Origin of the sequence: Streptoverticillium reticulum (assembly GCF_047456005.1) — a bacterium.
In the GTDB taxonomy this organism is placed as follows: domain Bacteria; phylum Actinomycetota; class Actinomycetes; order Streptomycetales; family Streptomycetaceae; genus Streptomyces; species Streptomyces reticulum.
Map to the genome: position 1 here is coordinate 2,816,253 of NZ_CP179755.1, position 25,718 is coordinate 2,841,970.

Below are 25,718 nucleotides of genomic sequence, written 5' to 3' on the forward strand. Positions count from 1 at the left end.
CATTTCCGGCTCAGGCGCGCGACCTTGAGTGCTTGAGCTTGCGGCATGTCGACCGAGAGCCGCCTGCGTCCACGCACCTGAAATCCGGGAGATGCCGCTGCGCTATCTGGTGGACGCCGTCCGCGCCGCGTTCGTCGGGCACTACTCCGACCCGGCGCTGCTGCGCGGCACGTTGGCGGCCCTGGCGCTGCTGGCCGTCTCGGTGACGGCCGGGACGCGGTACTTCCGTAAGGCCGGCGCCTGACTACGCTCGGGGCATGGTCAACCTGACGCGTATCTACACCCGCACCGGCGACGACGGCACCACCGCCCTCGGCGACATGAGCCGGACCGTGAAGACCGACACCCGCATCGCGGCGTACGCCGACGCGAACGAGGCCAACGCCGCGATCGGGGTGGCCATCGCGCTCGGTCAGCTGCCGGAGGACGTCGTCGCGGTGCTCGTCCGGGTCCAGAACGACCTCTTCGACGTGGGCGCCGACCTGGCGACTCCCGTCGTGGAGAACCCCAAGTACCCGCCGCTGCGCGTCGAGCAGTCCTACATCGACCGCCTGGAAGCGGACTGCGACCGTTTCCTGGAGCCACTGGAGAAGCTGCGCAGCTTCATCCTGCCGGGGGGCACGCCGGGGGCGGCGCTGCTGCACCAGGCGTGCACGGTGGTGCGGCGCGCGGAGCGCTCCACGTGGGCGGCGCTGGAGATGCACGGCGACATCATGAACCACCTGACGGCCACGTACCTGAACCGGCTGTCGGACCTGCTGTTCATCCTGGCGCGGACCGCGAACCGGGACGTCGGGGACGTCCTGTGGGTACCGGGCGAGAACCGCTGACCTCTGCGGTGGCCGCGCCCCGTAGGGGCGCGGGGAACTGCGCGACCAGCCACAACGGACCCGCAGCCGCCGGACGACCGGCACCGCCCCCGCGCTCTGCGTTGTTTGCCGACTGCGGGTCGTCTACGGCTGATCGCGCAGTTCCCCGCGCCCCTTCGGGGCGCTCTTCGGCCACACCGTGTAGCTCAGGGCAACAACCACGTTGATGCCCGCCACCCACAGCATCTTCGACTGCCACGCCCGCAGCGAGCTCACATCACCCCCGTCGCCCACGTACCAAGCCGCCGCCTGCAACAGCGCAGCGGCAACGGCCGCCGCCAGGATCCAGCGACCCGCCGTCTTCCACTCGTGGACCGTGCGCGCCGTCCCATACCGGGGCGGCGCGACCGGCGGCGGGCCGCCCGCGAAGCGGTGGGCGAAGCGGGCGTCGGCCCAGCGGAGCGTGGAGTGGCCGAGGCCGACCGAGAAGCCGATGTAGACGGCGGCGAGGCCGTGCTTCCAGTCGGCGGCGGCCCCGTTCTTCAGGTCGGCCGCGGTCGCGATCAGCAGGACGAGCTCCAGTACGGGTTCCAGCAGCAGTACCGCGACTCCCGCGCGCGGCATGCGGGCCAGATAGCGCAGGCTCAGTCCGCCGGCCAGCAGCACCCAGAAGCCCACCTCGCAGACGACGATCAGCGTGACGATCACGGCTCCGCTCCTCTCCCTCCCCTCCAGCGTCACCGCCGACGGACGCCCCCGCCTCGTCGCAGAAGACGATCCCGGACTGCATCGTTCGATGTACTGACCTGCGGCGACGCCGTGTTGTGATGGACCCGTCCAGCTGCCCCTCCCCCGCCGCCCCGACCGCGATGCCGTCCTCGTCGCGGCGGCCGGGCTGCTCGGCGGGGTCCTGCTGTACGCGCTGGGCCTGCGCAGCACGCCCGCGCTGCCGCTGCCGCCGTGGCTCGCGCTGGCCGCCCTGGCCGTGATGGCCGGTGCCGAGCTGCTGCGCCGCAGCGCCCCGCTGGCGGCGCTCGCCGTCGGCACGTGCGCCCTCGTGCTCGACGTGTGCTCGGGCAGCCTCATCGCGAATGTCGGCATGTTCACCGATCTCGTCTACGCGGCAGTGCTGTACGGGCCGCAGGCCGCGTACCGGTTCATCCCACGCGCCACCGAAGTCCTCACCGTGCTCGGCACGTTGCTGGCCGTCGCCCTGATCCGCAAGCCGGATGCGTTGCTGGTCGGCATCGCGCTGGGCCTGATCACCATCGCACCGGCCTGGACCGGCGTGGGCGTCCGCGTGCACCGCGACGCCGCCCGGTCCGCGCGGCTGGCGGCCGAGCGCACCGCGCTGCTGGCCGAGTTGGACCGGCGCGAGGCGGTCGGTGCGGAGCGCGCCCGGATGGCGCGGGAGCTGCACGACATGGTGGCGGGGCACCTGTCGGCCATCGCGATCCACTCCACGGCGGCGCTGTCGATCGGCGAGGCCGAGACGTCCCGGGAGGCGCTGGCGGTGATCCGGGAGAACAGCGTCCAGGGGCTCGCCGAGATGCGCCGTCTCATCACCCTCCTGCGCACCGGCGAGGACGTACCGGCGGCCACGCCCACGCTGGCCGGCCTCGACGCGCTGCTGGCGCAGGCGCGCGGCGCCGTGCCCGACGAAGGCAGGTTCCGCTTCGTGCTGCACGACGGGCGCGGCCCCGGACCGCTGCCCGCACCCGTCGAGTTGGCGGCCTACCGCATCGTGCAGGAGTCTCTGACCAACGCGGTCAAGCACGCGGCGCCCGGCGAGGTGACGGTGCGCCTGTCGCGCACGGCCGACGGGCCGCTGACCGTCAGCGTCACCAGCCCGCTGGGCGACGACCGCCCGGCGCCGCGCGCCCCGGGCTCGGGAGCGGGACTCGTCGGCATGCGGGAGCGCGTCGCCCTCCTGGGCGGCCGGCTGGAGACGGGGCCGCAGAGCGACGGAGCGGCGTACTGGGAGATACGGGCCGAACTGCCCGTGGAGAGCGAGGAGAAGCCATGAACATCCGGGTCCTGGTCGCCGAGGACCAGGCTGCCGTCCGGTCCGGCCTGGTGCTCATCCTGCGCTCCGCGCCCGGCGTCGAGGTGGTCGGGGAGGCCGCCGACGGCGAGGAGGCGGTGCGGCTGGCCCGGGTGCTGCGGCCCCATCTGGTCGTCATGGACGTGCAGATGCCCCGCCTGGACGGAGTCTCGGCCACCCGGCAGATCACCTCGGAGCAGCTCGCCGACGTGCTCGTGCTGACCACCTTCGACCTCGACGAGTACGTGTTCGGGGCGCTGCGCGCGGGCGCGGCGGGCTTCCTGCTCAAGGACAGCGAGGCCGCCGAACTCGTGGCGGCCGTCAGGACCGTGGCCCGCGGCGAGGGCCTGATCTCCCCGGCCGTCACACGCCGCCTGATCGCCGAGTTCGCCCGGCCGGCGGCGGCAGCGGCCCGCCCGTCCGCCGACCTCGCGGTCCTGGACGTGCTCACGCGCCGCGAGCGCGAGGTGCTGGTCTGCCTCGGCGAGGGCCTGGCGAACGCCGAGATCGCCGAGCGGCTGCACATGGCGGAGGCGACGGTGAAGACCCATGTGAGCCGGCTGCTGGGAAAGCTGGAGCTGCGCAGCAGGCTGCAAGCGGCCGTCCTGGCCCAGGAGTTGGGTCTGGTCCAGACCTCTTGACCGTTGGTACGGACCTTCTTACGCTCCCCACAACTGCGCACCCCCCACCCTGTCCAGACTCCACTCGAGGAGCACCCTTGAGCACAGGAACAGCGGGACACAGCAGACGCTTCACCCTCACCGCGGCACTCGCCGCGCTCCTCCTCCCCCTCGCCGCACTCGTCGGCCTCGCGGCCCCGGCCCATGCCGCGGCCTCGGCGACGGCGACCTTCGCCAAGACCTCCGACTGGGGCACCGGTTACCAGGGCGAATGGACGATCAGGAACACGGGCTCGACGACCGTCGACGGCTGGACCGTCGAGTGGGACTTCCCCTCCACCACCACCGTCGGCTCGTACTGGGACGCCCTGATCAGCAACAGCGGCACCCACTACACCGCCAAGAACCGCGACTACAACGGGAGCATCGCCCCCGGCGCCTCCGTCACCTTCGGCTTCGTCGCCGCGGGCGACAACGCGCCCGCCGGGTGCAGGCTCAACGGCGGCTCCTGCGACGGCGGTTCCCAGGGCAACCCGCCGGGCGCCCCCGGCACCCCGCAGGCCACGGCCGTCACCGACACGGCCGTCTCCCTGAAGTGGACGGCGTCCGCGTCCGGCACGGGCATGAAGAACTACGACGTCTACCGCGGCGGCAGCAAGGTCGCGACCGTCGCCAAACTCGCCTACACGGACACCGGGTTGACCCCCGGCACCGGCTACACCTACACCGTCGTCGGCCGCGACACCGCCGACCGGACCGGGCCCGCCAGCCCGGCGCTGACAGTGAAGACCACCGGCGGGGGCGGCACCCCGCAGCCCGGCACCGGCTACGCCAAGGTGGGCTACTTCGTGCAGTGGGGCATCTACGGCCGCGCGTACACCGTGAAGTCCCTGGACGCCACGGGCGCCGCCGCCAAGCTCACCCACCTCAACTACGCGTTCTCCAACATCGATCCGGTCAACCTCACCTGTCTCAACGGCGTCACCAAGGCCACCACGTCCAACCCCGAGGACCCCAGCCAGGGCGACGGCGCGGGCGACTCGTGGGCCGACTACGAGAAGGGCTTCGCGGCCGGCGAGTCCGTCGACGGCGTGGGCGACACCTGGGACCAGCCCCTCGCGGGCAACTTCAACCAGCTCAAGAAGCTCAGGGCCAAGTACCCCGGCCTCAGGACCCTGATCTCGGTGGGCGGCTGGACCTACAGCAAGTACTTCTCGGACGTCGCGAAGACCGACGCCTCCCGGCAGAAGTTCGTCCAGTCCTGCATCGACATGTACATCAAGGGCAACCTGCCGGTCAGCAACGGCCGCGGCGGCCCCGGCACGGCGGCCGGCATCTTCGACGGCTTCGACATCGACTGGGAATGGCCCGGCTCCGACGGCCACCCCGGCAACCACGTCTCCGCGGACGACAAGGCCAACCTCACCCTGCTGATGGCCGAGTTCCGCAAGCAGCTCGACGCACTGGGCGCCACGACCGGCAAGCACTACCTGCTCACCGCCTTCACCCCGGCCGACCCGGCCAAGATCGCGGCAGGCTGGCAGATCGGCGGCAGGCCGAACGTCTTCGACTCCATGGACTACGCCAACGTCCAGGGCTACGACTTCCACGGCTCCGGCAGCGACAACAGCTGGGAGCCCAACCGCACCGGCCACCAGGGCAACCTCTACGCCGACCCCAAGGACCCGTACACCACGAAGTTCAGCGTGGACAAGACCGTCCAGACCTATCTCGACGCGGGCGTCGACCCGCGCAAACTGGCCCTGGGCCTGGCCTTCTACGGGCGCGGCTGGCAGCAGGTCGCCGACGGCGGCGCGCACGGCGTCTGGCAGACGGCCAATGGGGCTGCGCCCGGGCAGTTCCCTGAGGAGGCGGGTACGCGGGGCTACGACAACCTGGTTGCCTCGGTTCCCAACATGACCGTCTACCACGACGATCAGGTGGTGGCCACCTATGGCTACACCGGGGACAACGGGCAGTGGTGGACGTTCGACGACGCCTGGTCGATCGGCAAGAAGACCGCCTGGCTTCGCCAGAAGAATCTGATGGGCGTGATGATCTGGGAGATGTCCGGTGACAGTGGCACGCTGATGACTGCCGTCACTGACGGTCTGTCCTGAACTGCGGGTTGTTCGTGGCTGATCGCGCAGTTCCTCGCGCCCCTTACAGGGCTACGCCACATTCACCCGCTGCCCCGGAGGGGCCGCCTCCAGCCAGGCCAGGAAGCCCGTCAGGGCGTCCTCGCTCATCGCGAGTTCCAGGCGCGTGCCCCGGTGCAGGCAGACCAGGACGACGGCGTCGGACAGCAGCGCCAGTTCCTCCTCGCCCTGCGGCGTCCGGCGCTCCAGGACCTCGATCGAGGCGCGCTCCAGGATCCGCCGGGGGCGCGGCGCGTACGAGAAGACCCGGAACCACTCGATCCGGTCACCGCTGTAGCGGGCGACGCCGTACACCCAGCCCTTGCCGAGGGGTTCGGGGTCATCCTCGGGGATGTTCCACCGCAGACTGCAGTCGAAGGTCCCGCCGGACCGCTGGATGAGCCGCCTGCGCAGCCCGAAGACGAAGAGCCCCAGTACCACCAGCAGTACGACGATGCCGCTCACGAGCAGAGCGAGGACCATCTCCACCGACCTCCTCGCATCATCTAGAGCAACCGCACCTGTATTGCCTCAGCCGCGGCCCGCCCTGGAAGATCCAGTGCGGCCCGCGGCTGAGGGACGTATCGATGGCCGGTCGCGGTCCTAGTGCCCCGCGACCGCACGCAGCCGGACATCCGCGCGCCGCTCGGCGGCGGCGTCCGCCTCCGACTGGGCCCGCTCCAGCGCACGCTCGGCGCGCTGGACGTCGATCTCGTCGGCCAGCTCCGCGATCTCGGCGAGCAGCGAGAGCTTGTCGTCGGCGAACGAGACGAAACCACCGTGCACCGCGGCGACCACGGTGCCCTCGGCGGTCTTGATGGTCACCGGGCCGGACTCCAGCACACCGAGCAGCGGCTGGTGGCCGGGCATGACGCCGATGTCGCCCGACGTGGTACGCGCGATGACCAGAGTGGCCTCGCCGGACCAGACGCTTCGGTCCGCCGCGACCAGCTCGACGTGCAGCTCAGCAGCCAACGTGGCTCCTCGGGTCTCCACCTGCCGGGTACGGCAGGTGTTGGGTCAAAGAATAGGGGACGTGACGTCCGGGGGCGGGACTGCCCCACCCCCGGACGTCAGAGCACGGGGCTCAGGAGACGCCCAGCTCCTTGGCGTTCTTCTTCAGGTCCTCAAGGCCACCGCACATGAAGAAGGCCTGCTCCGGGAAGTGGTCGAACTCACCGTCGCAGATCGAGTTGAACGCGGCGATGGACTCGTCCAGCGGAACGTCCGAACCGTCGACACCGGTGAACTGCTTCGCCGCGTGGGTGTTCTGCGACAGGAAGCGCTCGACGCGACGGGCGCGGTGGACGACCAGCTTGTCCTCTTCGCCCAGCTCGTCGATACCGAGGATCGCGATGATGTCCTGGAGGTCCTTGTACTTCTGCAGGATGCCGCGGACCCGCATGGCGGTGTCGTAGTGGTCCTGCGCGACGTAACGCGGGTCCAGGATGCGGGACGTCGAGTCCAGCGGGTCGACCGCCGGGTAGATGCCCTTCTCCGAGATCGGACGCGACAGAACCGTGGTGGCGTCCAGGTGCGCGAAGGTGGTCGCCGGGGCCGGGTCGGTCAGGTCGTCCGCGGGGACGTAGATCGCCTGCATCGAGGTGATCGAGTGACCACGGGTCGAGGTGATGCGCTCCTGCAGGATGCCCATCTCGTCGGCCAGGTTCGGCTGGTAGCCCACCGCGGAGGGCATACGGCCGAGCAGGGTCGACACCTCGGAACCCGCCTGGGTGAAGCGGAAGATGTTGTCGATGAAGAACAGCACGTCCTGCTTCTGCACATCGCGGAAGTACTCCGCCATGGTCAGACCGGCCAGGGCGACGCGCAGACGGGTGCCCGGGGGCTCGTCCATCTGACCGAAGACCAGCGCGGTCTTGTCGAGAACGCCGGCCTCCTCCATCTCGACCATGAGGTCGTTGCCCTCACGGGTGCGCTCACCGACACCGGCGAAGACGGAAACGCCCTCGTGCAGCTTCGCCACACGCATGATCATTTCCTGGATCAGAACGGTCTTGCCGACACCGGCACCACCGAACAGACCGATCTTGCCGCCCTTGACGTACGGGGTCAGCAGGTCGACGACCTTCAGGCCGGTCTCGAACATCTCGGTCTTGGACTCGAGCTGGTCGAAGGCCGGGGCCTTGCGGTGGATCGACCAGCGCTCGGCGTCGGCGACCGTGGACGGGTCCTCGTTGAGGACCTGGCCCAGGGTGTTGAACACCTTGCCCTTGGTCACGTCGCCGACGGGGACGGAGATGGCCGCGCCGGTGTCGGACACCGGGGCCTGGCGGACCAGGCCGTCGGTGGGCTGCATGGAGATGGAGCGCACGAGGCCCTCGCCGAGGTGCTGGGCGACCTCGAGCGTCAGGGTCTTCTTCCCGCCCTCGACGGCCGGGTCGTCGACCTCGACGTGCAGGGCGTTGTAGATCTCCGGCATCGCGTCGACGGGGAACTCCACGTCGACGACCGGGCCGATCACCCGGGCGACGCGGCCCGTGGCGGCGGCCGTCTCAACAGTGGTCGTCATTACTTGTCACTCCCCGCGGTCGCGTCGGCCAGGGCGCTCGCGCCACCGACGATCTCGCTGATTTCCTGGGTGATGTCGGCCTGTCGGGCCGCATTGGCAAGCCGCTTGAGCGACTTGATGAGCTCTTCGGCGTTGTCGGTCGCGGACTTCATCGCGCGGCGGCGGGCGGCGTGCTCGGAAGCAGCAGCCTGCAGCAGCGCGTTGTAGATCCGGGACTCGACGTACCGCGGCAGCAGCGCGTCGAGCACGCCCTCCACCGACGGCTCGAACTCGTAGAGCGGAAGGATCCGCCCCTGAGCAGCTTCGGTCTCCTCCGGCGTCGCCGTGAGGCTCAGCGGCAGCAGACGGTTGTCCACCGGCGTCTGCGTCATCATCGAGACGAACTCGGTGAAGACGATGTGCAGCTCGTCCACGCCGCCCTCGGCCGTGTCCCGCTGGACGGCCTCGATCAGCGGACCCGCGATGCGCTTGGCATCGGCGTAGGCCGGGCTGTCGGTGAAGCCGGTCCAGGACTCGACCACCGGGCGCTCACGGAAGCCGTAGTACGCGACGCCCTTGCGGCCGACGATGTACGTGACGACGTCCTTGCCCTCGGCGCGGAGCCGCTCGGTGAGCTGCTCCGCCGCCTTGATGGCGTTGGAGGAGTAACCGCCGGCCAGACCACGGTCGCTCGTGACGAGCAGCACCGCGGCCCGGACCGGGTTCTCCACCTCGGTGGTCAGGGCGTGCTTGGCGTTGGAGCCGGTGGCAACCGCGGTGACTGCCCGGGTGAGCTCACTGGCGTACGGAGTGGATGCGGCCACCTGGCGCTGCGCCTTGACGATGCGCGAGGCGGCGATCATCTCCATCGCCTTGGTGATCTTCTTGGTCGCAGTGACGGACTTGATCCGCCTCTTGTAGACCCGGATCTGGGCACCCATGCTCAGCCCTCGCCCAGCAGCTTGCCGTCCGCCGTCTCGAACTGCTGCTTGAAGGACGCGATCGCGTCGCCCACGGCCTGCAGCGTGTCGTCGGACATCTTGCCGCCCTCACGAATGCTGGTCATCAGGCCCTTGTGCTCGCGGTGCAGGTGGTCCAGCAGCTCGCGCTCGAAGCGGCGGATGTCCTCGACCGGAACGTCGTCCATCTTGCCGGTGGTACCGGCCCAGATGGAGACGACCTGGTCCTCGGTGGAGTACGGGGCGTACTGCGTCTGCTTCAGCAGCTCGACCATGCGCTTGCCGCGCTCCAGGGAGGCCTTGGAGGCCGCGTCCAGGTCGGAACCGAAGGCGGCGAACGCCTCCAGCTCACGGAACTGGGCGAGGTCCACGCGGAGTCGGCCGGAGACCTGCTTCATGGCCTTGTGCTGGGCGGAGCCACCGACACGGGAGACCGAGATACCGACGTTCAGCGCGGGGCGCTGACCGGCGTTGAACAGGTCCGACTCCAGGAAGCACTGGCCGTCGGTGATGGAGATGACGTTGGTCGGGATGAACGCCGAGACGTCGTTCGCCTTGGTCTCGACGATCGGCAGACCGGTCATCGAGCCGGCACCCATCTCGTCGGAGAGCTTGGCGCAGCGCTCCAGCAGACGGGAGTGCAGGTAGAAGACGTCACCCGGGTAGGCCTCACGGCCCGGCGGGCGGCGCAGCAGCAGGGAGACGGCACGGTAGGCGTCGGCCTGCTTGGACAGGTCGTCGAAGACGATCAGGACGTGCTTGCCCTGGTACATCCAGTGCTGGCCGATGGCGGAACCGGTGTACGGGGCGAGGTACTTGAAGCCCGCCGGGTCGGACGCCGGAGCCGCGACGATCGTCGTGTACTCCAGGGCGCCGGCCTCCTCCAGTGCACCGCGCACGGACGCGATGGTGGAGCCCTTCTGGCCGATGGCGACGTAGATGCAGCGGACCTGCTTCTTCGGGTCGCCCGTGCGCCAGTTGTCGCGCTGGTTGATGATCGTGTCGACGGCCAGCGCGGTCTTGCCGGTCTGCCGGTCACCGATGATCAGCTGACGCTGGCCACGGCCGACCGGGGTCATGGCGTCGACGGCCTTGTAGCCCGTCTCCATCGGCTCGTGGACCGACTTGCGCTGCATGACCGTGGGGGCCTGCAGTTCGAGGGCGCGGCGGCCCTCGATGCCGGTGATCTCGCCGAGGCCGTCGATCGGGTTGCCCAGCGGGTCGACGACGCGGCCGAGGTAGCCCTCGCCCACCGCGACGGAGAGCACCTCACCGGTGCGCTGCACCGGCTGGCCCTCCTCGATGCCGCTGAACTCGCCGAGGACGACCGCACCGATCTCGCGCTCCTCGAGGTTGAGGGCGAGACCGAGGGTTCCGTCCTCGAACCGCAGCAGCTCGTTCGCCATGGCCGAGGGAAGGCCCTCGACCTTCGCGATGCCGTCGCCGGCAACGCTGACCGTACCGACCTCCTCGCGCGAGGCCGCGTCCGGCTTGTACGCCTGGACAAAGTTCTCCAGCGCGTCCCGGATCTCCTCCGGCCGGATCGTGAGCTCCGCCATCTGGGTTCCCTGCTCTCCTTGTTGGGCCCGAAGTATTTCTTCCCCGGGGGAGTTCCCCCGGAGGACACCGTCGGCCCAACCCGGGCCGTCAGTCATGCTCTTGAGTTGGTCGCCGGTCAGCCGGCCATCCGCCGTTCCGCCTCGGAGAGGCGGTCCGCGATGGTGCCGTTGATGACCTCGTCACCGATGCGCACCTCGATGCCGCCGATGACCTCGGGGTCGACGTCCATGTTGAGGTGGACGCGCCGCCCGTACAGCTTGGCCAGCGCATCGCCGAGGCGCTGCTTCTGCCGGTCGTCCAGCGGCACCGCCGAGGTGACCACCGCGACCGTGCGGTCCCGGCGCTCCGCGGCGAGCTTGGAGAGGGCGTTGAGCCCCGCCTCCAGGCTACGGCCACGCGGCGCCGTCACCAGGCGGGCGACGAGCCGCTCGGTGACCGGGTTGGCCCGGCCGTCCAGCAGCCGGCGCACCAGGCCCGCCTTCGCGGCCCGGTCGGCGACCTTGTCGGTCAGCGCGGAGCGCAGTGCGGAGTCCGAGGCGACGATCCGGCCGAAGCGGAACAGCTCGTCCTCGACGTCGTCCAGGACGCCCTGGCGCTCGGCGGCGACCAGGTCGGCGCTGCTCGCCAGCTCCTCGGTCGCGTCCACCAGGTCGCGCGAGCGCGACCAGCGCAGGCGCACCATGCCGGCCAGCAGGTCGGCGCACTCGCCGCCGACCTGACCGCCCAGCAGACGCTTCGCCAGCTCGGCCTTGGCCTCGCCGGGCTGCGCCGGGTCGGTCAGGACCCGGCGCAGCGACACCTCGCGGTCCAGCAGTGCGGTGACGGCGGCAAGCTCGTCCGCCAGCTTCGCCGCGTCCACGGACGTGTTGTCCGCCAGCGCGTCGAGGCTCTCCCGTGCAGAGGCCAGGGCCTCACGGCTCGCAAGGCTCATCGCTTGGCCTCGGCCTTCGTCACGTCCACCGACTTCTCCTCGACGGCGTCGAGGAAGCGGTCGATGGTCCGGCTCTGACGGGCGGAGTCCTGCAGGGACTCGCCCACGATCCGGCCCGCCAGGTCGATGGCCAGCTGGCCGACGTCCTGACGGAGCGAGGCCGAAGCGGCCTTGCGGTCGGCCTCGATCTGGGCGTGACCGGCAGCGATGATCTCCTCACGCTGCCGCTGGCCCTCGAGCCGCATCTCGGCGATCAGCGCGACGCCCTGCTCCTGCGCCTCCTGGCGCAGACGCGCGGACTCGTGGCGGGCGTCGGCGAGCTGAGCCCGGTAGTCCTCGAGTACCTGCTGAGCCTCGGCCTGGGCGGCCTCGGCCTTCTCCATGCCGCCCTCGATGGCCGCCCGGCGCTCGTCCAGAACCTTGTTGATGTTCGGGAGGAGCTTCTTGCCGAGGAACAGGAAGACGATGAGGAAGGCGACAAGGCCGATGACAAGCTCTGGGATCGGCGGGAGGAGAGGGTTCTCCATCTCCTCGGCCGCCAGCTGTGCCAGGGCGTTCACATCAGTGCCTTTCGTCGAAAAGGTGTGTCAGCAAGCAGTGATTACTTACCGAACACGAACGGCATGACGATGCCGATCAGGGCGAGCGCCTCACAGAAGGCGAAGCCCATGATCTGGTTGGCGCGGATCAGGCCGGCCGCCTCGGGCTGACGGGCCAGCGCCTGGGTGCCGTTGCCGAAGATGATGCCGACGCCGACGCCGGGGCCGATCGCGGCGAGGCCGTAGCCGATGGAGCCGAGGGAGCCGGTGACACCGTCGGCGGCAAGGGTCTGGAGAGCGGACATGCCGGTTCTTCCTTCTCTTTCACGGACCGGTGGGGGTTGGCCACCGGACGGTCAGTGGGTCTGGGTGGGGCTGGGGGCTCAGTGGTGCTCGGCGAGCGCGCCCTGCACGTAGTTGCAGGCCAGCAGCACGAACACGTACGCCTGGACGGCCTGGATGAAGAGCTCGAAGGCGGTCATCAGGATGGTCATCACGAACGAGACACCGGCGTAGGCGATGCCGATGCCGTTCAGCAGGTACCAGCTGGCGATGGTGAACATCAGGATCAGCAGGTGGCCGGCGAACATGTTGGCGAAGAGCCGGACCGCGTGGGTGAACGGCCGGACCAGGACGTTCGAGAAGAACTCGAGGACGACGACCATCGGCAGGATGCCGCCGAGCGACTTGTCGTAGCCGGTGATGTTCTTCAGGCCGCCGACGAAGCCGTGCTTCTTGAAGGTCAGGTACATCCACAGGACGTAGACGATCAGGGCGAGGCCCGCCGGGAAGGCGATGATCGACGTGACCGGGAACTGGGCGACCGGAATGACCGACCACAGGTTCATGATCCACACGAAGAAGAACAGGGAGACCATGAAGGGGACGTACTTGTCGCCCTCCTTCTTCCCGAGCGCCTCGTAGACGATGCCGCGGCGGACGAAGTCGTAACCGGCCTCGCCGACCATCTGCAGCTTGCCCGGCACCACCTTCGCCTTGCCGAAGGCCACCCAGAAGAAACCGACGATGGCGATCGAGCCCAGCAGGGCGAGCAGCATCGGCTTGTTGAAGTCGTATCCGCCGATCGAGAAGAGCGGCTCGAAGACGAACGAGTGGAGCCCTGGGGCCGGGAAGCCGCACCCATCGAAGATGTGGCAATCGGTCTCGAAGGCGAGCATCTGGTCAGCACTCACCGCGAGCTCCTTCAGCGTGGCGCATAGGTACGGCAACCTCGTTGTGTCGGCGCGGCGTGCAGCCACGGAACGGCACTGGACTGGTCTTACGGATAGGGGTGCGGCAGGTCGGCCGGAGGCCGGAAGACATCGCAGGCGTCAGCTGCACGGGCGGCCGGTCCTCTCCCCGGGACTCGGGGGTCCGGCTGCCTTCGTCCGCTGCACCTCAGATGGCACCGGACGATAGCAGGTGAGCACGGGAGCCTTTATCGCGGCCCTACCTCTCATGAGGGAGAACCGGCGGGCGCAGGCTTCTGCGCATCGCCGGACTCCGGATCCACGTACAGGACCTTGGCCTTCATGTAGGCACGCGTCTGCGCCCCGATCCACACGAGGACCGCGGCGAGCAGGGCAAAGGCGAAAGCCTTGGTGTCGAACAGCGTGGTGTGCTTGAAGACGCCGAGGAAGACGGCGACGAGCAGGAACTGCGCCATGAAGAGCACGAGGCCCATCGACTGGAAGAGATGCGGAAGGTGCTTCGCGGTCCGCTGCAGGACGATCAGGCCCATGGCCATGACACCTCCTGCGAGGAGCGTGCCGACGGCGGCACCGATGCCGCCCTTGCCACCGGCGAACACCAGGGCCACGGCGACGGCGACGATCCCGCTCACGGCGGTCGGGACGGCGCACTGAAGAAGGGTTCGGGCGTCGTTGGACTGCATGAAGGGTTCTCCGGCGAAGGGTCGGAAGCAACGATTCGTCGTGGGCGAGCGTATCCCCGGGAATCAGAGGCGACTCTGCGACGAAGGTCCGCCGCACAGCGTTTCAGTCGGGCCCTTCGGCTCTACCACCGGGTTTAGTGAACGGTATCACAAACTATTTGATGAGGTCTTTACCTGGTTCGTGTGCCACGCGTCACACCCAAGGGTCAACCCCCTGGTCGACGGGCTGACGGACCGCCAATTCGTCTGCTAGAGGCGAACTTTACCCGTGGTGCGTGCTGGTGCGCGTGAAACGGGAGCGGTCCCCGACGGCTGTTGCGCCGTGCAGGCCGGCCGGTACGGGCTCGCGCTCCTCCTCCGGAACGGTGCCCTCCGGAGCCGCCGCGGAGACGGCCCGCCGGCGGTAGCGCGGCGGGACGAACCGCTCCGCCCAACGGGGTGCCCGCGGGGTGAACCGCGGCATCAGCAGCAGGCCCAGGCCGACCGCGCTCAGCGCGGTGATCACCAGCAGGATCCAGACACTGGCCGACTGCACCGAATAGGCCACCGTGCCGAAGGCGATGAGCGCCGACCAGAAGTACATGATGAGCACCGCGCGGCTGTGCGAGTGGCCGATCTCCAGCAGCCGGTGGTGCAGGTGCCCCCGGTCGGCGGCGAACGGCGACTGGCCCTTCCAGGTGCGCCGGACGATGGCCAGCAGCAGGTCCGCGACCGGCACCGCGATGACCGTCAGCGGCAGCAGCAGCGGGATGTAGACCGGCACCGTGGCCTGCACGGCGGCCCGTTCGGAACCCTCGAAGAGCTTGAGGGCGTCCGGGTCGAGCTGCCCGGTCAGGGAGATCGCACCGGCCGCCAGCACCAGGCCGATGAGCATGGAGCCGGAGTCGCCCATGAAGATCCGGGCGGGGTGCATGTTGTGCGGGAGGAAGCCCAGGCACATGCCCATGAGCACGGCCGCGAACAGCGCGGCCGGAGCGGCAGCCTCCAGGTTGTGCCCGTACCAGAGCCGGTAGGCGTAGACGAAGAACGCGGCGGCGGCGATGCAGACCATGCCGGAGGCCAGGCCGTCGAGGCCGTCGACGAAGTTCACGGCGTTGATGGTGATGACGACCAGCGCCACCGTGAGCAGCGTGCCCTGCATGGGCGTCAGCGAGACATTGCCGACGCCGGGGACGGGGATCCACAGGATCGTCAGACCCTGCAGGACCATCACGCCGGCGGCGATCATCTGGCCGCCCAGCTTGACCAGGGCGTCCACGCCCCACTTGTCGTCGAGCACGCCGAGCAGCCAGATCAGCCCGGCGCCCGAGAGCAGCGCGCGCGGCTCGTTGGACAGCTCGAAGACGGGCTTGAGATTGGCCAGGTGCGCGGCGACCAGCAGGCCCGCGCAGAGCCCGCCGAACATGGCGATACCGCCGAGCCGTGGCGTCGGTTCCCGGTGCACGTCACGGGCGCGGATCTCCGGCATTGCGCCGGCCGCGATCGCGAACTTCCGCACCGGACCCGTCAGCAGATAGGTGACTGCTGCGGTGACGCACAACGTCAGCAGGTATTCACGCACGGGCTGCCCCAGGAATCTCGCCGGACATCACAGCCCCACACCATATTCGCGTCCGCCCCCGATCCGTGAATGCCGGGGAAGACGCGGGGGCCCTGCGGGTGGTTGCCGGGGACGCCAAATGATCACATGTGCGGCGGATACGGGGGGAAGTTTCCGGCCAGCTCGGCGACGGCCGCCCTGACCTCGGACTCCTTCCCCTCCCCGCGCAGTGCGGCGCCCAGCAGGGCGGCGACCCGGAGCATCTCGGGCTCCCGCATGCCCTGGCTGGTGAGGGCGGCGGTGCCCAGCCGCAGGCCGCGGGCCCGGCCGTGCGGCAGGCCGCAGGTGTCCAGCACGATGCCGGCGGCGGCGAGGCGCCGGCGGGCCGTGACGGCCTCCAGGGCGAGCGGGGAGACGTCGGCGGTCACCAGGTGCGTGTCGGTGCCTCCCGTGGCGATGACGAGGCCTTCGGAGGCCAGGGCGGCGGCAAGGGCACGGGCGTTGGCCACGACTTGGTGGGCGTAGGCGGTGAAGGCCGGGGTCGCGGCCTCCCCGAAGGCGACCGCCTTCGCGGCGACGGCGTGCATCTGGGCGCCGCCCTGGGTGAACGGGAACACCGCCCGGTCCGCCCGCTCCGCCAGCCGGGCGCCGCACAGGATCAGCCCGCCGCGAGGCCCGCGCAGCACCTTGTGCGTGGTGGCGCAGACGATGTCGGCGTACGGGACCGGGTTCGGCGCCGCTCCCCCGGCGACCAGTCCGAGGGGATGCGCCGCGTCGGCGATGAGGGCGGCGCCCACCTCGTCGGCGATCTCCCGGAAGGCGGCGTAGTCGGGGTGCCGCGGGTAGGACATCGAGCCGCACACGATCGCGGCGGGCCGGCGGTCGCGGGCCAGGTCGCGCACCTGGTCGTAGTCGATGAGGCCGGTGTCCCGGCGGACCCCGTAGCCGACGAAGTCGAACCAGCGGCCCGAGAAGTTGGCCGGGGACCCGTGGGTGAGGTGTCCGCCCTGCTGGAGGGACATGGCCAGCACCGTGTCGCCGGGACGCAGCAGCGCGGCGTAGGCGGCCAGCACGGCGGAGGAGCCCGTGTGCGGCTGGACGTTGGCGTGCTCGGCGCCGAAGAGGCCCCTGGCGCGCTCGACGGCGATGCGCTCGGCGAGGTCGACCAGTTCGCAGCCGCCGTGGTGGCGGGCGCCGGGATAGCCCTCGGCGTACTTGTTGGCCAACGGCGAGCCGAGGACGGCCAGGACCGCGGGCGAGGTGAAGTTCTCGGCGGCGATCAGCTGCAGCCCGGTCGCCTGCCGGTCGGCCTCGCCGAGGAGGAGTCCGGCCAGTTCGGGGTCCTGGCGCACCAGCGCCTCGAAGCCGGTGCCCCAGGCGGGGAGCCGGGATACCGGGGCGCTGCTCCGGGCCGGTGCGGGGGTGACGGACATCGCCGGCTCCTAGCGGTGGGCGGCGGATGCGGGGCCCCTGCGGGGGGCCTGCCACCAATGTATGCCGGTATTGCCTTGTATGCCCGGTGCGGGTCGTCTGTGGTTGCTCGCGCCCACGCGGCGGAGCCGCACAGTGCAACAGCCCCGCGCCCCTATCGGGGCCGGGGGACTCCCGTAAGAGCCGTGACGACCGGGTCCAGGGCCTGGTTGATCTCGTCGCCGATGGAGCGGAAGAAGGTGATCGGGGCGCCGTAGGGGTCGTGCACCTCGTCGGCCTCCGCGCTGGGCGCGAGCAGCCAGCCGCGCAGGGCGGCGGCGGCCTGCACCAGGGCGCGGGCGCGGTCGACGACGCCGCCGGCCTGCTCGGGGTCCGGCAGGGTCGCGGGGTCTATGGCCCGCACCAGCCGGGTGAACTCCTTCAGTGTGAAGGTGCGCAGGCCCGCGGAGTGGCCCATGGAGATGACCTGGGCGCGGTGGTCGCGGGTGGCGGTGAGCACCAGGTCGGCACGGATGACGTGCTCGTCGAGGAGCTCACGGCCGATGAACCCGTGCGGGTCCGCGCCGAGGTCGGCCAGGACGGTGGCGGCGTGCGCCTCCATGGGCGCCCCCTCGTGTCCCCAGGTGCCGGCGCTCTCGACCACCAGGCCGCCCGTGGAGGGGTCGCCGAGCCGGTGCGCGAGGGCATGCCGGGTCAGCCGCTCGGTGATGGGCGAGCGGCAGACGTTGCCGGTGCTGACGTGGAGGATGCGGAAGGTGTCGGCGAAAGTGACCGGTCCCGCTATGCCACGCCCCTGTGGGGCGATCAATTCGCCACCTCGAGGTCGGGTACCACCTCGCGGAGCTGCTCGGCGCCGACCGCACCGGCGCGCAGCAGCACGGGCACCGGACCGGTGACGTCCACGATGGAGGACGGCACGTCGGCCGGGGTGTGGCCGCCGTCGAGGTAGACGGAGACGGAGTCGCCGAGCATCTCCTGGGCGGCGTCGCAGGTCTGCGGCGCGGGGTGGCCGGTGAGGTTGGCGCTGGAGACGGCCATGGGGCCGAACTCGGTGAGCAGCTCGATGGCCACCGGGTGCAGCGGCATCCGCACGGCGACGGTGCCGCGGGTCTCGCCCAGGTCCCAGGTGAGCGAGGGCTGGTGCCTGGCCACCAGGGTCAGCGCGCCGGGCCAGAAGGCGTCGACGAGCTCCCAGGCCTGCTCGGAGAAGTCGGTGACCAGCCCGTGCAGGGTGTTGGGGGAGCCCACGAGGACGGGCGAGGGCATGCCGCGGCCACGGCCCTTGGCCTGGAGGAGGCCGCCGACGGCCTCGCGGCTGAAGGCGTCCGCACCGATGCCGTAGACGGTGTCGGTGGGCAGCACGACCAGCTCGCCGCGGCGGACCGCGGCGGCCGCTTCGCGCAGACCGGTCTTGCGGTCGGTCGCGTCGCTGCAGTCGTATCGCCGTGCCATCACATCTCCTTCGCGAAACGGTCGGTTCCCTGCGCCCCGGTCACGGCATGGCCTTCCGGGCCGTCGCGAACCGCGGGCGGTTGTTGAGGTCGGGGTGGTCGGCCGCGTCCGCCCAGCCCGACTCCTCGGAGAAGATCCACGGCACCTGGCCGCCCTGGGTGTCGGCGTGCTCGATGACGACGACGCCGCCGGGGCGCAGCAGGCGGTGGGCCGTGCGCTCCAGGCCACGGATGGTGTCGAGGCCGTCCTCGCCGGAGAACAGGGCGAGCTCCGGGTCGTGGTCGCGGGCCTCGGGTGCGACGTACTCCCACTCGGTCAGCGGGATGTACGGCGGGTTGCTGATGACGAGGTCGACCTGGCCGTCGAGCTCGGGGAGGGCGGTGAGGGCGTTCCCGTGGTGCAGGGTGACCCTGGAGCCCTCGACGTTCTTGCCGGCCCAGCCGTGCGCGGTCTCGTCCAGCTCGACGGCGTGCACCCGGGAGCGGGGCACCTCCTGCGCGAGGGCGAGGGCGATGGCCCCGGAGCCGGTGCACAGGTCGACGATGAGGGGCTCGACCACGTCCATCGCCCGGACGGCGTCTATGGCCCAGCCGACCACGGACTCGGTCTCCGGGCGGGGCACGAACACGCCCGGGCCCACCTGGAGTTCGAGGTAGCGGAAGAACGCGCGGCCGGTGATGTGCTGCAGCGGCTCGCGGGCCTCGCGGCGGGCCACGGCCTCCCAGTAGCGGGCGTCGAAGTCCGCGTCGGCGACGTTGTGCAGCTCACCCCGCTTGACGCCGTGCACGAAGGCGGCCAGCTCCTCCGCGTCGAAGCGCGGGGAGGGCACGCCGGCGTCGGCCAGCCGCTGGGTGGCCTGCGCCACCTCGGCGAGCAGCAGGTTCACGGTGTTCCCTCTCGCATCGTCACGGTCGTCCCGGGGTCTTCCGGGCCGGGCCTTCGACAAGGCCCGGTGGATGGTCAGCTGGTGGCCGCGAGCTTCGCGGCCGAGTCGGCGTCGACGCAGGCCTGGATGACCGCGTCCAGTTCGCCGTCGAGCACCTGGTCCAAGTTGTACGCCTTGAACCCCACGCGGTGGTCGGAGATCCGGTTTTCCGGGAAGTTGTACGTCCGGATCTTCTCGGAGCGGTCGACGGTGCGGACCTGGCTGCGGCGCGCGTCCGCGGCCTCGGCCTCGGCCTTCTCCTGCGCGGCGGCCAGCAGCCGGGAGCGCAGGATGCGCAGGGCCTGCTCCTTGTTCTGGAGCTGGCTCTTCTCGTTCTGGCACGAGGCGACGACACCGGTCGGCAGGTGCGTGATGCGCACGGCCGAGTCGGTGGTGTTGACGGACTGGCCGCCCGGGCCGGACGAGCGGTAGACGTCGATCCGCAGGTCGTTGGGGTTGATCTCGACGTCGATCTCCTCGGCCTCGGGCGTGACGAGCACACCGGCCGCGGAGGTGTGGATACGGCCCTGGGACTCGGTCGCGGGCACGCGCTGGACGCGGTGCACCCCGCCCTCGTACTTCAGCCGGGCCCAGACGCCCTGGCCGGGCTCCGGGGTGACGTTGCCCTTGGTCTTCACCGCGACCTGGACGTCCTTGTAGCCGCCGAGCTCGGACTCGGTGGAGTCGATGATCTCGGTCTTCCACCCGACGCGCTCGGCGTAGCGCAGGTACATGCGCAGCAGGTCGCCGGCGAACAGGGCGGACTCGTCGCCGCCCGCGCCCGCCTTGATCTCCAGGATGACGTCCTTGTCGTCGCTGGGGTCGCGCGGGATCAGCAGCAGGCGCAGCTTCTCCGTCAGCACCTCGCGCTGCGCCTCCAGGACCTTGACCTCGGCGGCGAAGTCGGGATCGTCGGCGGCGAACTCGCGCGCGGTGTCGATGTCGTCCGCGGTCTGCTTCCAGGCGCGGTACGTGCCGACGATCGGGGTCAGCTCGGCGTAGCGCTTGTTGAGCTTGCGGGCGTTCGCCTGGTCCGCGTGCACGGCGGGATCGGCGAGCCGCTTCTCGAGGTCGGCGTGCTCACCGATCAGTTCCTCGACTGCCTCGAACATCAAGATTCCTCAGCGATGGGGGAGGGGCCTGCTGGACGCGAAAGCGCCGGTCCGGTCACCCCTCGCACGCGAAGGGCGACCGTGAACCGGCGCCTGCGGGTCGCTACTTCTTGGCCGACCCGGCGTTCTTGCCGAAGCGGGCCTCGAACCGCGCCACACGGCCACCGGTGTCGAGGATCTTCTGCTTGCCCGTGTAGAACGGGTGGCACTCGGAGCAGACCTCGGCACGGATGGCGCCGGCCGCGATCGTGCTACGGGTGGTGAAGGAGGCGCCGCAGGTGCAGCTGACCTGGGTCTCCACGTACTCCGGGTGGATGTCGCGCTTCAAGGGTTCTCCTAGGTTCGGGAGGGCACCGGGTCGTAGAGGCGGGATTGCCTTACGTGAACCGGGGCCGACGTACCAGTTTGCCAGTACTGGCCGCATCCCCCAAAACGGGGGGTGGGGCCCCGGTATTCCCGGGGCCCCCGGCCGCTACTTCACCGCGTCGTCGGCTTCCGTCTTGGTGCCCGCGCCGTCCTTGAGGGCGGCCTCGGGGATCTCCTTGTCCTCCCGGAGCGCGTCCCAGACCTGCTGGGAGGCGGCCTTCATGGGGGCCACCCGGTTGCTGTCGAGGGGGTCGGTGCCCACCGGCAGCGTCACCATGTGCATGTCGTCGGCGCCGATGCCCTTGAGGCCCTCGGCGAAGCCCAGCAGCTTGTCCACGGAGGCAAGCTCGGAGTCGGTGGTCAGCGCCTTGGTGGCGGTGTCGGCGATCCCGTAGAGCTTGGTGGGGCTGGTGAACAGGCCGATGGACTTCACCTGCTTGATCAGCGCCTTGACGAAGGCCTGCTGGACCTTGATCCGGCCCAGGTCGCTGCCGTCGCCGACGCCGTGCCGGGTGCGGACGAGGCCGAGCGCCTGCTCGCCGCCCAGCTTGTGGGTGCCCGCGTCCAGGTCGAGGTGGCTGTACTTGTCGTGGATGGGCTTGGTGGTGGTGACCTCGACGCCGCCGAGCTGGTCGATCAGCTTCTGGAAGCCGGCGAAGTCGACCTCCATGTAGTGGTCCATGCGGATGTTCGTCATGGCCTCGACGGTCGCGACGGCACAGGGCGCGCCGCCCACCGAGTAGGCCTCGTTGAACTGCGCCCGCTGGGTGGCGGGGGCGGTCTTGCCGCCGGGCGTCTTGCACGCGGGCCGGGGAACCATCAGGTCCCGCGGGATGCTGACCACGCTGGCCTTCTTGTGGCCCGCGTAGATGTGGACGATCATCGCCGTGTCGGAGCGGGCGCTGCCCTCGTCCCGGCCGTACTCGCTGTTGGCGCCGGCCCGGGAGTCGGAGCCGAGGACCAGGATGTCCTGCGAGCCGTTGTCGATGTTGGCCGGGCGGTTCTTGCCGAGCGCGGCGTTGATGTCGACGCCGTTGATGTTGCCGTTGAGCTTGAAGTAGGCGAAGCCGAGCCCGGAACCACCCACCAGCAGCACGGCGGCGGTGGTCCAGCCGGCTATTCGCCAGCCCTTCTTGCGCTCCGGGGGCTTGCGTCGCCGGCCGCGCTTCCCGCCGGCACGGCGGCGGCCCGATCCCGCCCTCGTGCTCCTGCTCTCGTCGGCCATGCGCTCCTCAGTCCTTCGTGCTGGTCCGGCTGCCCCATTCAGACGGGGAAGCATGCGCCAGGGTTGCACAACGGGTTCTGAGGGGTTTCTAAGAAAACCGGAGGCCACTCCCCCGCCCAGAGGGCCGCCACCACCCCCTGTCACCTGCGGTTTCGGCCAGATTGGCGGGATTGCTGCCGCCCGTTTGCCGCTGGTGCTCCTGTGGCGGATGTCTCAAAAGGTCACGGAGAGATCACAAAAGGGCCGGGCCCCCGCCACGGCGTGTGGCGGGGGCCCGGAATGCGCTGCGGTGCTGCGCGGCAGATCAGTCGTTGCCGTTGCCCGGGGCGGGCGTGGTCTTGGCGATCTGCATCAGGAACTCGGCGTTGGACTTCGTCTGCTTCATCTTGTCGAGGAGCAGCTCGATGGCCTGCTGCGAGTCGAGCGCGTGCAGCACCCGGCGGAGCTTCCAGACGATCGACAGCTCCTCGCCGCCCAGCAGGATCTCCTCCTTGCGGGTGCTGGAGGCGTCCACGTCCACCGCGGGGAAGATGCGCTTGTCCGAGAGCTTCCGGTCGAGCTTGAGCTCCATGTTGCCGGTGCCCTTGAACTCCTCGAAGATCACCTCGTCCATCCGCGAGCCGGTCTCGACCAGCGCGGTGGCCAGGATGGTCAGCGAGCCGCCGTCCTCGATGTTGCGCGCGGCACCGAAGAACTTCTTCGGCGGGTAGAGCGCGGTCGAGTCGACACCACCGGACAGGATGCGGCCCGAGGCCGGGGCGGCCAGGTTGTAGGCACGGCCCAGACGGGTGATCGAGTCCAGCAGGACGACCACGTCGTGACCCAGCTCCACGAGGCGCTTGGCGCGCTCGATGGCCAGCTCGGCGACGGTGGTGTGGTCCTCGGCCGGGCGGTCGAAGGTCGAGGAGATGACCTCGCCCTTGACCGACCGCTGCATGTCGGTGACCTCTTCCGGACGCTCGTCGACCAGGACGACCATCAGGTGGCACTCGGGGTTGTTGGTGGTGATCGCGTTGGCGATCGCCTGCATGATCATGGTCTTGCCGGTCTTCGGCGGGGCCACGATCAGACCGCGCTGGCCCTTGCCGATGGGCGCGACCAGGTCGATGATGCGGGTCGTCAGCACGCCCGGGTCCGTCTCCAGCCGCATCCGGTCCTGCGGGTAGAGCGGGGTGAGCTTGCCGAACTCGGGGCGGCCGCGGCCGGTTTCGGGCGCCATGCCGTTCACCGAGTCGAGGCGGACGAGGGCGTTGAACTTCTCGCGCCGCTCGCCGTCCTTGGGCTGGCGGACCGCACCCGTGACGTGGTCACCCTTGCGCAGGCCGTTCTTGCGGACCTGGGCGAGGGAGACGTAGACGTCGTTCGGGCCCGGCAGGTAGCCGGACGTACGAATGAAGGCGTAGTTGTCAAGGATGTCCAGGATGCCCGCGACGGGGATCAGGACGTCGTCCTCGGCGACCTGCGGCTCGTTGCCGAAGTCCTCGCGGCCGCGACGGCCACGACGGTCGCGGTAGCGGCCGCGACGGCCACGACGGCCACCGTCGAAGTCGTCGTCCTCCTGCTGCTGCGGACGGTTGTCCCGCTGCTGACGCCCCTGGCCGCCCTGCTGGCCGGCCTCGCCGTCGCGGTTGCCGCGGCGGTCGCGGTCGCGCTGACCGCGCTCCCGGCGCTCGCCCTTCTGGCCGCGCTCGGCGCGCTCGCCGCGCTCCTGGCGCTCGCCGCCCTTGGCGGCCTTGCCCTCGGCGCTGTCCAGCGCCGCCTCGGCCTTGGCCTCCTTGGCCTCGGCGCGGTCCTCGCCGCCGGCGGCCTGCTCGGCCTGCTCCGGGCTGCCGGCGGGCGCGGTGGCGCGCCGACGGCGGCGCTCGCCGGCCGGGGCCTCGTCGCCGCCGGGCTGACCCGGAATCTCGATCTGCTGCTGGGCAGCGGCCTTCTCGGCGGGCTTCTCCGCGTCACCGGTACGGGCACGGGAGGTCGTACGGCGCTTCGGCTTCTCGGCTGCTGCGTCGGCCTCGGTCTTGGCGGTCTTGGCGGGCGCCGCGGCACTGCCGCCGGCCTGCTTCTCCTTGATGACCTCGATCAGCTGGCCTTTGCGCATCCGCGCGGTGCCCTTGATGCCGAGGCTGGAGGCGAGCTGCTGGAGCTCGGCCAGGACCATGGCGTCGAGGCCCGTGCCCGAGCGGCGCCGCCTGGGGGCGGTGGTGGCACCGGTGGCAGACGCGGCGGGAGCGTCCGTGGCGGGCGCGGAGGCATTCACGCCCATCAGATCGGTGGTGTCGCTCACGAAGGGGTCCTTCCCTGGAGCGGGCGTCGGCCTGTCTTGGCTCGGCGACCGGTTGTGCTGTCCGGCTGCGGTCCTGATGTGCGGACCGTGCCGGGGCGGTGGTCCGCCGGTACGGCGGAAGAATCAGTTCATTGGTTCCGGCGTGAAGAAATCAGTGAAGACAAGACGACCAACTTCACTCATGTCGCCCACGCCGATTCCGGAGCGTGCTCGAATCTGCTCAGGCAGGCTGCTCAGGCAGTTTGGGAGGCTCCCGGAAGAAAAGCGGTCCCTGATCGGGACACAGAGCACCGAGCCGATGTGACTTCGGGTGCAGACTTGAGGTTAACACTACCGGATCCCACAAACATTCCCCCTCTCCAAGACCGGCAACCGCGTTTTTCGTGGCCCCGGGGCCCCTCCCCGGAACGCACAGGTCAAGCGAGCGGCAGCACGCTCGTCCCCCCGGCGTCGAGGGACAGCCGATTGGCCGCCCATCCCTCGCCCGCCAGCCGTGCGACCTTGTCGGCCGCACCGTTCTCGACCAGCGCGAGCACCGTCGGGCCCGCACCGGAGATGACTGCGGCGACCCCGTCCGCACGCAGTCGGTTGACCAGGGCGATGCTCTCCGGCATGGCCGGAGTGCGGTATTCCTGGTGAAGCCGGTCCTCGGTGGCCGGCAGCAGCAGCTCGGGACGCTTGGTCAGGGCCTCGACGAGCAGTGCGGCACGGCCCGCGTTGGCCGCGGCGTCCACATGGGGGACGGTGCGCGGCAGCAGCCCCCGTGCGGTTTCGGTCAGCACCGGGTTCGCCGGCACGAAGACCACCGGAACGATGGAATCCGCAGGGTCCATCCGCACGGCACGGGCCACTCCCGACTCCATCCAGGCCAGGGTGAATCCGCCGAGCAGACAGGCCGCGACATTGTCCGGATGACCCTCGATCTCGGTGGCCAGCTCCAGCATCGCCGCGTCGTCGAGCCGGGCGTCGCCGCCTATGGTCACCGCGCGGGCGGCCACGATGCCCGCGCAGATCGCCGCCGAGGAGGAGCCCAGGCCCCGCCCGTGCGGAATCCGGTTGGCGCAGACGACCTCCAGGCCGCGGGGCTGGCCGCCCAGCAGGTCGAAAGTGGTGCGCAGGGACCGTACGAGCAGATGACTCTCGTCGCGCGGGAGGGTCTCGGCGCCCTCTCCGGCGATGTCGATGTGCAGCCCTGATTCCGCCACCCGGACCACGACATCGTCGTAGAGGCCCAGGGACAGGCCGAGGGCGTCGAAGCCGGGACCGAGGTTTGCGCTGGTGGCGGGGGTGCGCACTCGGACGGCGGCGGCGCGGAAGGCGGGACCGGCCATCGCTCGATGACTCTCCTTGGTGTGGCCTTGGCAGGGCGTGCGACTACCGCAA

General features: G+C 70.3%; 26 protein-coding genes. 5 read left to right on the top strand and 21 right to left on the bottom strand.

What is annotated here, in order from left to right; genetic code table 11:
* The first annotated feature begins 91 nt into the window (after nucleotides 1–91).
* Nucleotides 92–244: a hypothetical protein gene (locus ACMATS_RS12495; protein ID WP_414167937.1), complete on the top strand. Its 153-nt coding sequence runs from the start codon at nucleotides 92–94 to the stop codon at nucleotides 242–244.
* Nucleotides 245–257: 13 nt separating this feature from the next.
* Complete coding sequence (locus ACMATS_RS12500) at nucleotides 258–830, top strand: cob(I)yrinic acid a,c-diamide adenosyltransferase (RefSeq protein WP_414167938.1); 573 nt, start codon at nucleotides 258–260, stop codon at nucleotides 828–830.
* Between the two features lie 123 nt (nucleotides 831–953).
* Here ACMATS_RS12500 and ACMATS_RS12505 read toward each other — a convergent pair whose 3' ends face one another.
* Nucleotides 954–1,517, bottom strand: a complete 564-nt coding sequence (locus ACMATS_RS12505; protein ID WP_414167939.1) for a hypothetical protein — start codon at nucleotides 1,515–1,517, stop codon at nucleotides 954–956.
* 280 nt (nucleotides 1,518–1,797) lie between these two features.
* Here ACMATS_RS12505 and ACMATS_RS12510 point away from each other — a divergent pair, with 280 nt between their 5' ends.
* The 3 genes from ACMATS_RS12510 to ACMATS_RS12520 all read left to right on the top strand — a co-directional run bounded on the left by ACMATS_RS12510 (nucleotide 1,798) and on the right by ACMATS_RS12520 (nucleotide 5,593).
* Nucleotides 1,798–2,835: a sensor histidine kinase gene (locus tag ACMATS_RS12510; protein WP_414167940.1), complete on the top strand. Its 1,038-nt coding sequence runs from the start codon at nucleotides 1,798–1,800 to the stop codon at nucleotides 2,833–2,835.
* Nucleotides 2,832–3,494 carry a response regulator gene (locus tag ACMATS_RS12515; protein WP_391151593.1) on the top strand — a complete coding sequence of 221 codons (663 nt, stop codon included), beginning with the start codon at nucleotides 2,832–2,834 and terminating at the stop codon, nucleotides 3,492–3,494. The genes ACMATS_RS12510 and ACMATS_RS12515 overlap by 4 nt, the downstream gene beginning before the upstream one ends.
* A 77-nt stretch (nucleotides 3,495–3,571) precedes the next feature.
* A complete protein-coding gene (locus ACMATS_RS12520; RefSeq protein ID WP_414167941.1) occupies nucleotides 3,572–5,593 on the top strand; it encodes a glycosyl hydrolase family 18 protein in 2,022 nt (673 codons plus the stop codon).
* A 51-nt stretch (nucleotides 5,594–5,644) separates the two neighbouring features.
* Here ACMATS_RS12520 and ACMATS_RS12525 read toward each other — a convergent pair whose 3' ends face one another.
* The 20 genes from ACMATS_RS12525 to thrB all read right to left on the bottom strand — a co-directional run bounded on the left by ACMATS_RS12525 (nucleotide 5,645) and on the right by thrB (nucleotide 25,666).
* Nucleotides 5,645–6,094 (bottom strand): DUF2550 domain-containing protein, encoded by a 450-nt coding sequence (locus ACMATS_RS12525; protein ID WP_336413615.1) that lies wholly within the window; start codon nucleotides 6,092–6,094, stop codon nucleotides 5,645–5,647.
* A 120-nt stretch (nucleotides 6,095–6,214) separates the two neighbouring features.
* Nucleotides 6,215–6,586 carry a F0F1 ATP synthase subunit epsilon gene (locus tag ACMATS_RS12530; protein ID WP_390776569.1) on the bottom strand — a complete coding sequence of 124 codons (372 nt, stop codon included), beginning with the start codon at nucleotides 6,584–6,586 and terminating at the stop codon, nucleotides 6,215–6,217.
* A 112-nt stretch (nucleotides 6,587–6,698) separates the two neighbouring features.
* Nucleotides 6,699–8,141, bottom strand: coding sequence for a F0F1 ATP synthase subunit beta (atpD, locus tag ACMATS_RS12535; RefSeq protein WP_390776568.1), 1,443 nt, complete (start codon nucleotides 8,139–8,141; stop codon nucleotides 6,699–6,701).
* On the bottom strand, nucleotides 8,141–9,061 hold the full coding sequence (locus ACMATS_RS12540) for a F0F1 ATP synthase subunit gamma (protein WP_390776567.1): 921 nt from the start codon (nucleotides 9,059–9,061) through the stop codon (nucleotides 8,141–8,143). The genes atpD and ACMATS_RS12540 overlap by 1 nt, the downstream gene beginning before the upstream one ends.
* Nucleotides 9,062–9,063: 2 nt before the next feature.
* Nucleotides 9,064–10,638, bottom strand: a complete 1,575-nt coding sequence (gene atpA, locus ACMATS_RS12545) for a F0F1 ATP synthase subunit alpha (RefSeq protein WP_390776566.1) — start codon at nucleotides 10,636–10,638, stop codon at nucleotides 9,064–9,066.
* 116 nt (nucleotides 10,639–10,754) lie between these two features.
* Complete coding sequence (locus tag ACMATS_RS12550) at nucleotides 10,755–11,570, bottom strand: F0F1 ATP synthase subunit delta (RefSeq protein ID WP_391151587.1); 816 nt, start codon at nucleotides 11,568–11,570, stop codon at nucleotides 10,755–10,757.
* Nucleotides 11,567–12,130: a F0F1 ATP synthase subunit B gene (locus tag ACMATS_RS12555; RefSeq protein WP_390776564.1), complete on the bottom strand. Its 564-nt coding sequence runs from the start codon at nucleotides 12,128–12,130 to the stop codon at nucleotides 11,567–11,569. The genes ACMATS_RS12550 and ACMATS_RS12555 overlap by 4 nt, the downstream gene beginning before the upstream one ends.
* Nucleotides 12,131–12,171: 41 nt before the next feature.
* Entirely contained in the window at nucleotides 12,172–12,414 is a 243-nt protein-coding gene (locus ACMATS_RS12560) for a F0F1 ATP synthase subunit C (protein ID WP_171085095.1), read from the bottom strand.
* A gap of 78 nt (nucleotides 12,415–12,492) precedes the next feature.
* The gene (atpB, locus tag ACMATS_RS12565) at nucleotides 12,493–13,287 is read right to left on the bottom strand and encodes a F0F1 ATP synthase subunit A (protein WP_390776805.1); all 795 of its coding nucleotides are present in this window, start codon (nucleotides 13,285–13,287) and stop codon (nucleotides 12,493–12,495) included.
* A gap of 278 nt (nucleotides 13,288–13,565) precedes the next feature.
* Entirely contained in the window at nucleotides 13,566–14,003 is a 438-nt protein-coding gene (locus tag ACMATS_RS12570; protein WP_390776563.1) for a hypothetical protein, read from the bottom strand.
* 262 nt (nucleotides 14,004–14,265) lie between these two features.
* Nucleotides 14,266–15,564, bottom strand: coding sequence for an MraY family glycosyltransferase (locus tag ACMATS_RS12575; protein ID WP_390776562.1), 1,299 nt, complete (start codon nucleotides 15,562–15,564; stop codon nucleotides 14,266–14,268).
* A 122-nt stretch (nucleotides 15,565–15,686) separates the two neighbouring features.
* The gene (glyA, locus tag ACMATS_RS12580) at nucleotides 15,687–16,976 is read right to left on the bottom strand and encodes a serine hydroxymethyltransferase (RefSeq protein WP_414167942.1); all 1,290 of its coding nucleotides are present in this window, start codon (nucleotides 16,974–16,976) and stop codon (nucleotides 15,687–15,689) included.
* A 152-nt stretch (nucleotides 16,977–17,128) separates the two neighbouring features.
* On the bottom strand, nucleotides 17,129–17,782 hold the full coding sequence (locus ACMATS_RS12585; protein WP_390776560.1) for a protein-tyrosine-phosphatase: 654 nt from the start codon (nucleotides 17,780–17,782) through the stop codon (nucleotides 17,129–17,131).
* Nucleotides 17,779–18,426 (bottom strand): L-threonylcarbamoyladenylate synthase, encoded by a 648-nt coding sequence (locus ACMATS_RS12590; protein ID WP_390776559.1) that lies wholly within the window; start codon nucleotides 18,424–18,426, stop codon nucleotides 17,779–17,781. Before ACMATS_RS12590 ends, ACMATS_RS12585 begins: the two co-directional genes overlap by 4 nt.
* Before the next feature lie 40 nt (nucleotides 18,427–18,466).
* Nucleotides 18,467–19,312 (bottom strand): peptide chain release factor N(5)-glutamine methyltransferase, encoded by an 846-nt coding sequence (prmC, locus tag ACMATS_RS12595; RefSeq protein ID WP_390776558.1) that lies wholly within the window; start codon nucleotides 19,310–19,312, stop codon nucleotides 18,467–18,469.
* Between the two features lie 74 nt (nucleotides 19,313–19,386).
* Nucleotides 19,387–20,463, bottom strand: coding sequence for a peptide chain release factor 1 (gene prfA / locus ACMATS_RS12600; RefSeq protein ID WP_390776557.1), 1,077 nt, complete (start codon nucleotides 20,461–20,463; stop codon nucleotides 19,387–19,389).
* A 103-nt stretch (nucleotides 20,464–20,566) separates the two neighbouring features.
* Nucleotides 20,567–20,791, bottom strand: coding sequence for a 50S ribosomal protein L31 (rpmE, locus tag ACMATS_RS12605; RefSeq protein ID WP_414167943.1), 225 nt, complete (start codon nucleotides 20,789–20,791; stop codon nucleotides 20,567–20,569).
* 144 nt (nucleotides 20,792–20,935) lie between these two features.
* Nucleotides 20,936–22,054 carry an LCP family protein gene (locus ACMATS_RS12610; RefSeq protein WP_414167944.1) on the bottom strand — a complete coding sequence of 373 codons (1,119 nt, stop codon included), beginning with the start codon at nucleotides 22,052–22,054 and terminating at the stop codon, nucleotides 20,936–20,938.
* A gap of 304 nt (nucleotides 22,055–22,358) precedes the next feature.
* Complete coding sequence (gene rho / locus ACMATS_RS12615; RefSeq protein ID WP_414167945.1) at nucleotides 22,359–24,335, bottom strand: transcription termination factor Rho; 1,977 nt, start codon at nucleotides 24,333–24,335, stop codon at nucleotides 22,359–22,361.
* A 416-nt stretch (nucleotides 24,336–24,751) separates the two neighbouring features.
* On the bottom strand, nucleotides 24,752–25,666 hold the full coding sequence (gene thrB, locus ACMATS_RS12620) for a homoserine kinase (RefSeq protein WP_414167946.1): 915 nt from the start codon (nucleotides 25,664–25,666) through the stop codon (nucleotides 24,752–24,754).
* Nucleotides 25,667–25,718 lie beyond the last annotated feature (52 nt).

Coding starts and splice junctions, on each gene's coding strand:
- ACMATS_RS12590 (WP_390776559.1), bottom strand. CDS start 18,426: ATGGCACGGCGATACGACTGCAGCGACGCGACCGACCGCAAGACCGGT.
- ACMATS_RS12550 (WP_391151587.1), bottom strand. CDS start 11,570: ATGAGCCTTGCGAGCCGTGAGGCCCTGGCCTCTGCACGGGAGAGCCTC.
- thrB (WP_414167946.1), bottom strand. CDS start 25,666: ATGGCCGGTCCCGCCTTCCGCGCCGCCGCCGTCCGAGTGCGCACCCCC.
- ACMATS_RS12525 (WP_336413615.1), bottom strand. CDS start 6,094: ATGGTCCTCGCTCTGCTCGTGAGCGGCATCGTCGTACTGCTGGTGGTA.
- atpD (WP_390776568.1), bottom strand. CDS start 8,141: ATGACGACCACTGTTGAGACGGCCGCCGCCACGGGCCGCGTCGCCCGG.
- atpA (WP_390776566.1), bottom strand. CDS start 10,638: ATGGCGGAGCTCACGATCCGGCCGGAGGAGATCCGGGACGCGCTGGAG.
- ACMATS_RS12500 (WP_414167938.1), top strand. CDS start 258: ATGGTCAACCTGACGCGTATCTACACCCGCACCGGCGACGACGGCACC.
- glyA (WP_414167942.1), bottom strand. CDS start 16,976: ATGTCCGTCACCCCCGCACCGGCCCGGAGCAGCGCCCCGGTATCCCGG.
- ACMATS_RS12610 (WP_414167944.1), bottom strand. CDS start 22,054: ATGGCCGACGAGAGCAGGAGCACGAGGGCGGGATCGGGCCGCCGCCGT.
- ACMATS_RS12540 (WP_390776567.1), bottom strand. CDS start 9,061: ATGGGTGCCCAGATCCGGGTCTACAAGAGGCGGATCAAGTCCGTCACT.
- ACMATS_RS12510 (WP_414167940.1), top strand. CDS start 1,798: ATGGCCGGTGCCGAGCTGCTGCGCCGCAGCGCCCCGCTGGCGGCGCTC.
- prfA (WP_390776557.1), bottom strand. CDS start 20,463: ATGTTCGAGGCAGTCGAGGAACTGATCGGTGAGCACGCCGACCTCGAG.
- ACMATS_RS12495 (WP_414167937.1), top strand. CDS start 92: ATGCCGCTGCGCTATCTGGTGGACGCCGTCCGCGCCGCGTTCGTCGGG.
- ACMATS_RS12515 (WP_391151593.1), top strand. CDS start 2,832: ATGAACATCCGGGTCCTGGTCGCCGAGGACCAGGCTGCCGTCCGGTCC.
- atpB (WP_390776805.1), bottom strand. CDS start 13,287: ATGCTCGCCTTCGAGACCGATTGCCACATCTTCGATGGGTGCGGCTTC.
- ACMATS_RS12560 (WP_171085095.1), bottom strand. CDS start 12,414: ATGTCCGCTCTCCAGACCCTTGCCGCCGACGGTGTCACCGGCTCCCTC.
- ACMATS_RS12570 (WP_390776563.1), bottom strand. CDS start 14,003: ATGCAGTCCAACGACGCCCGAACCCTTCTTCAGTGCGCCGTCCCGACC.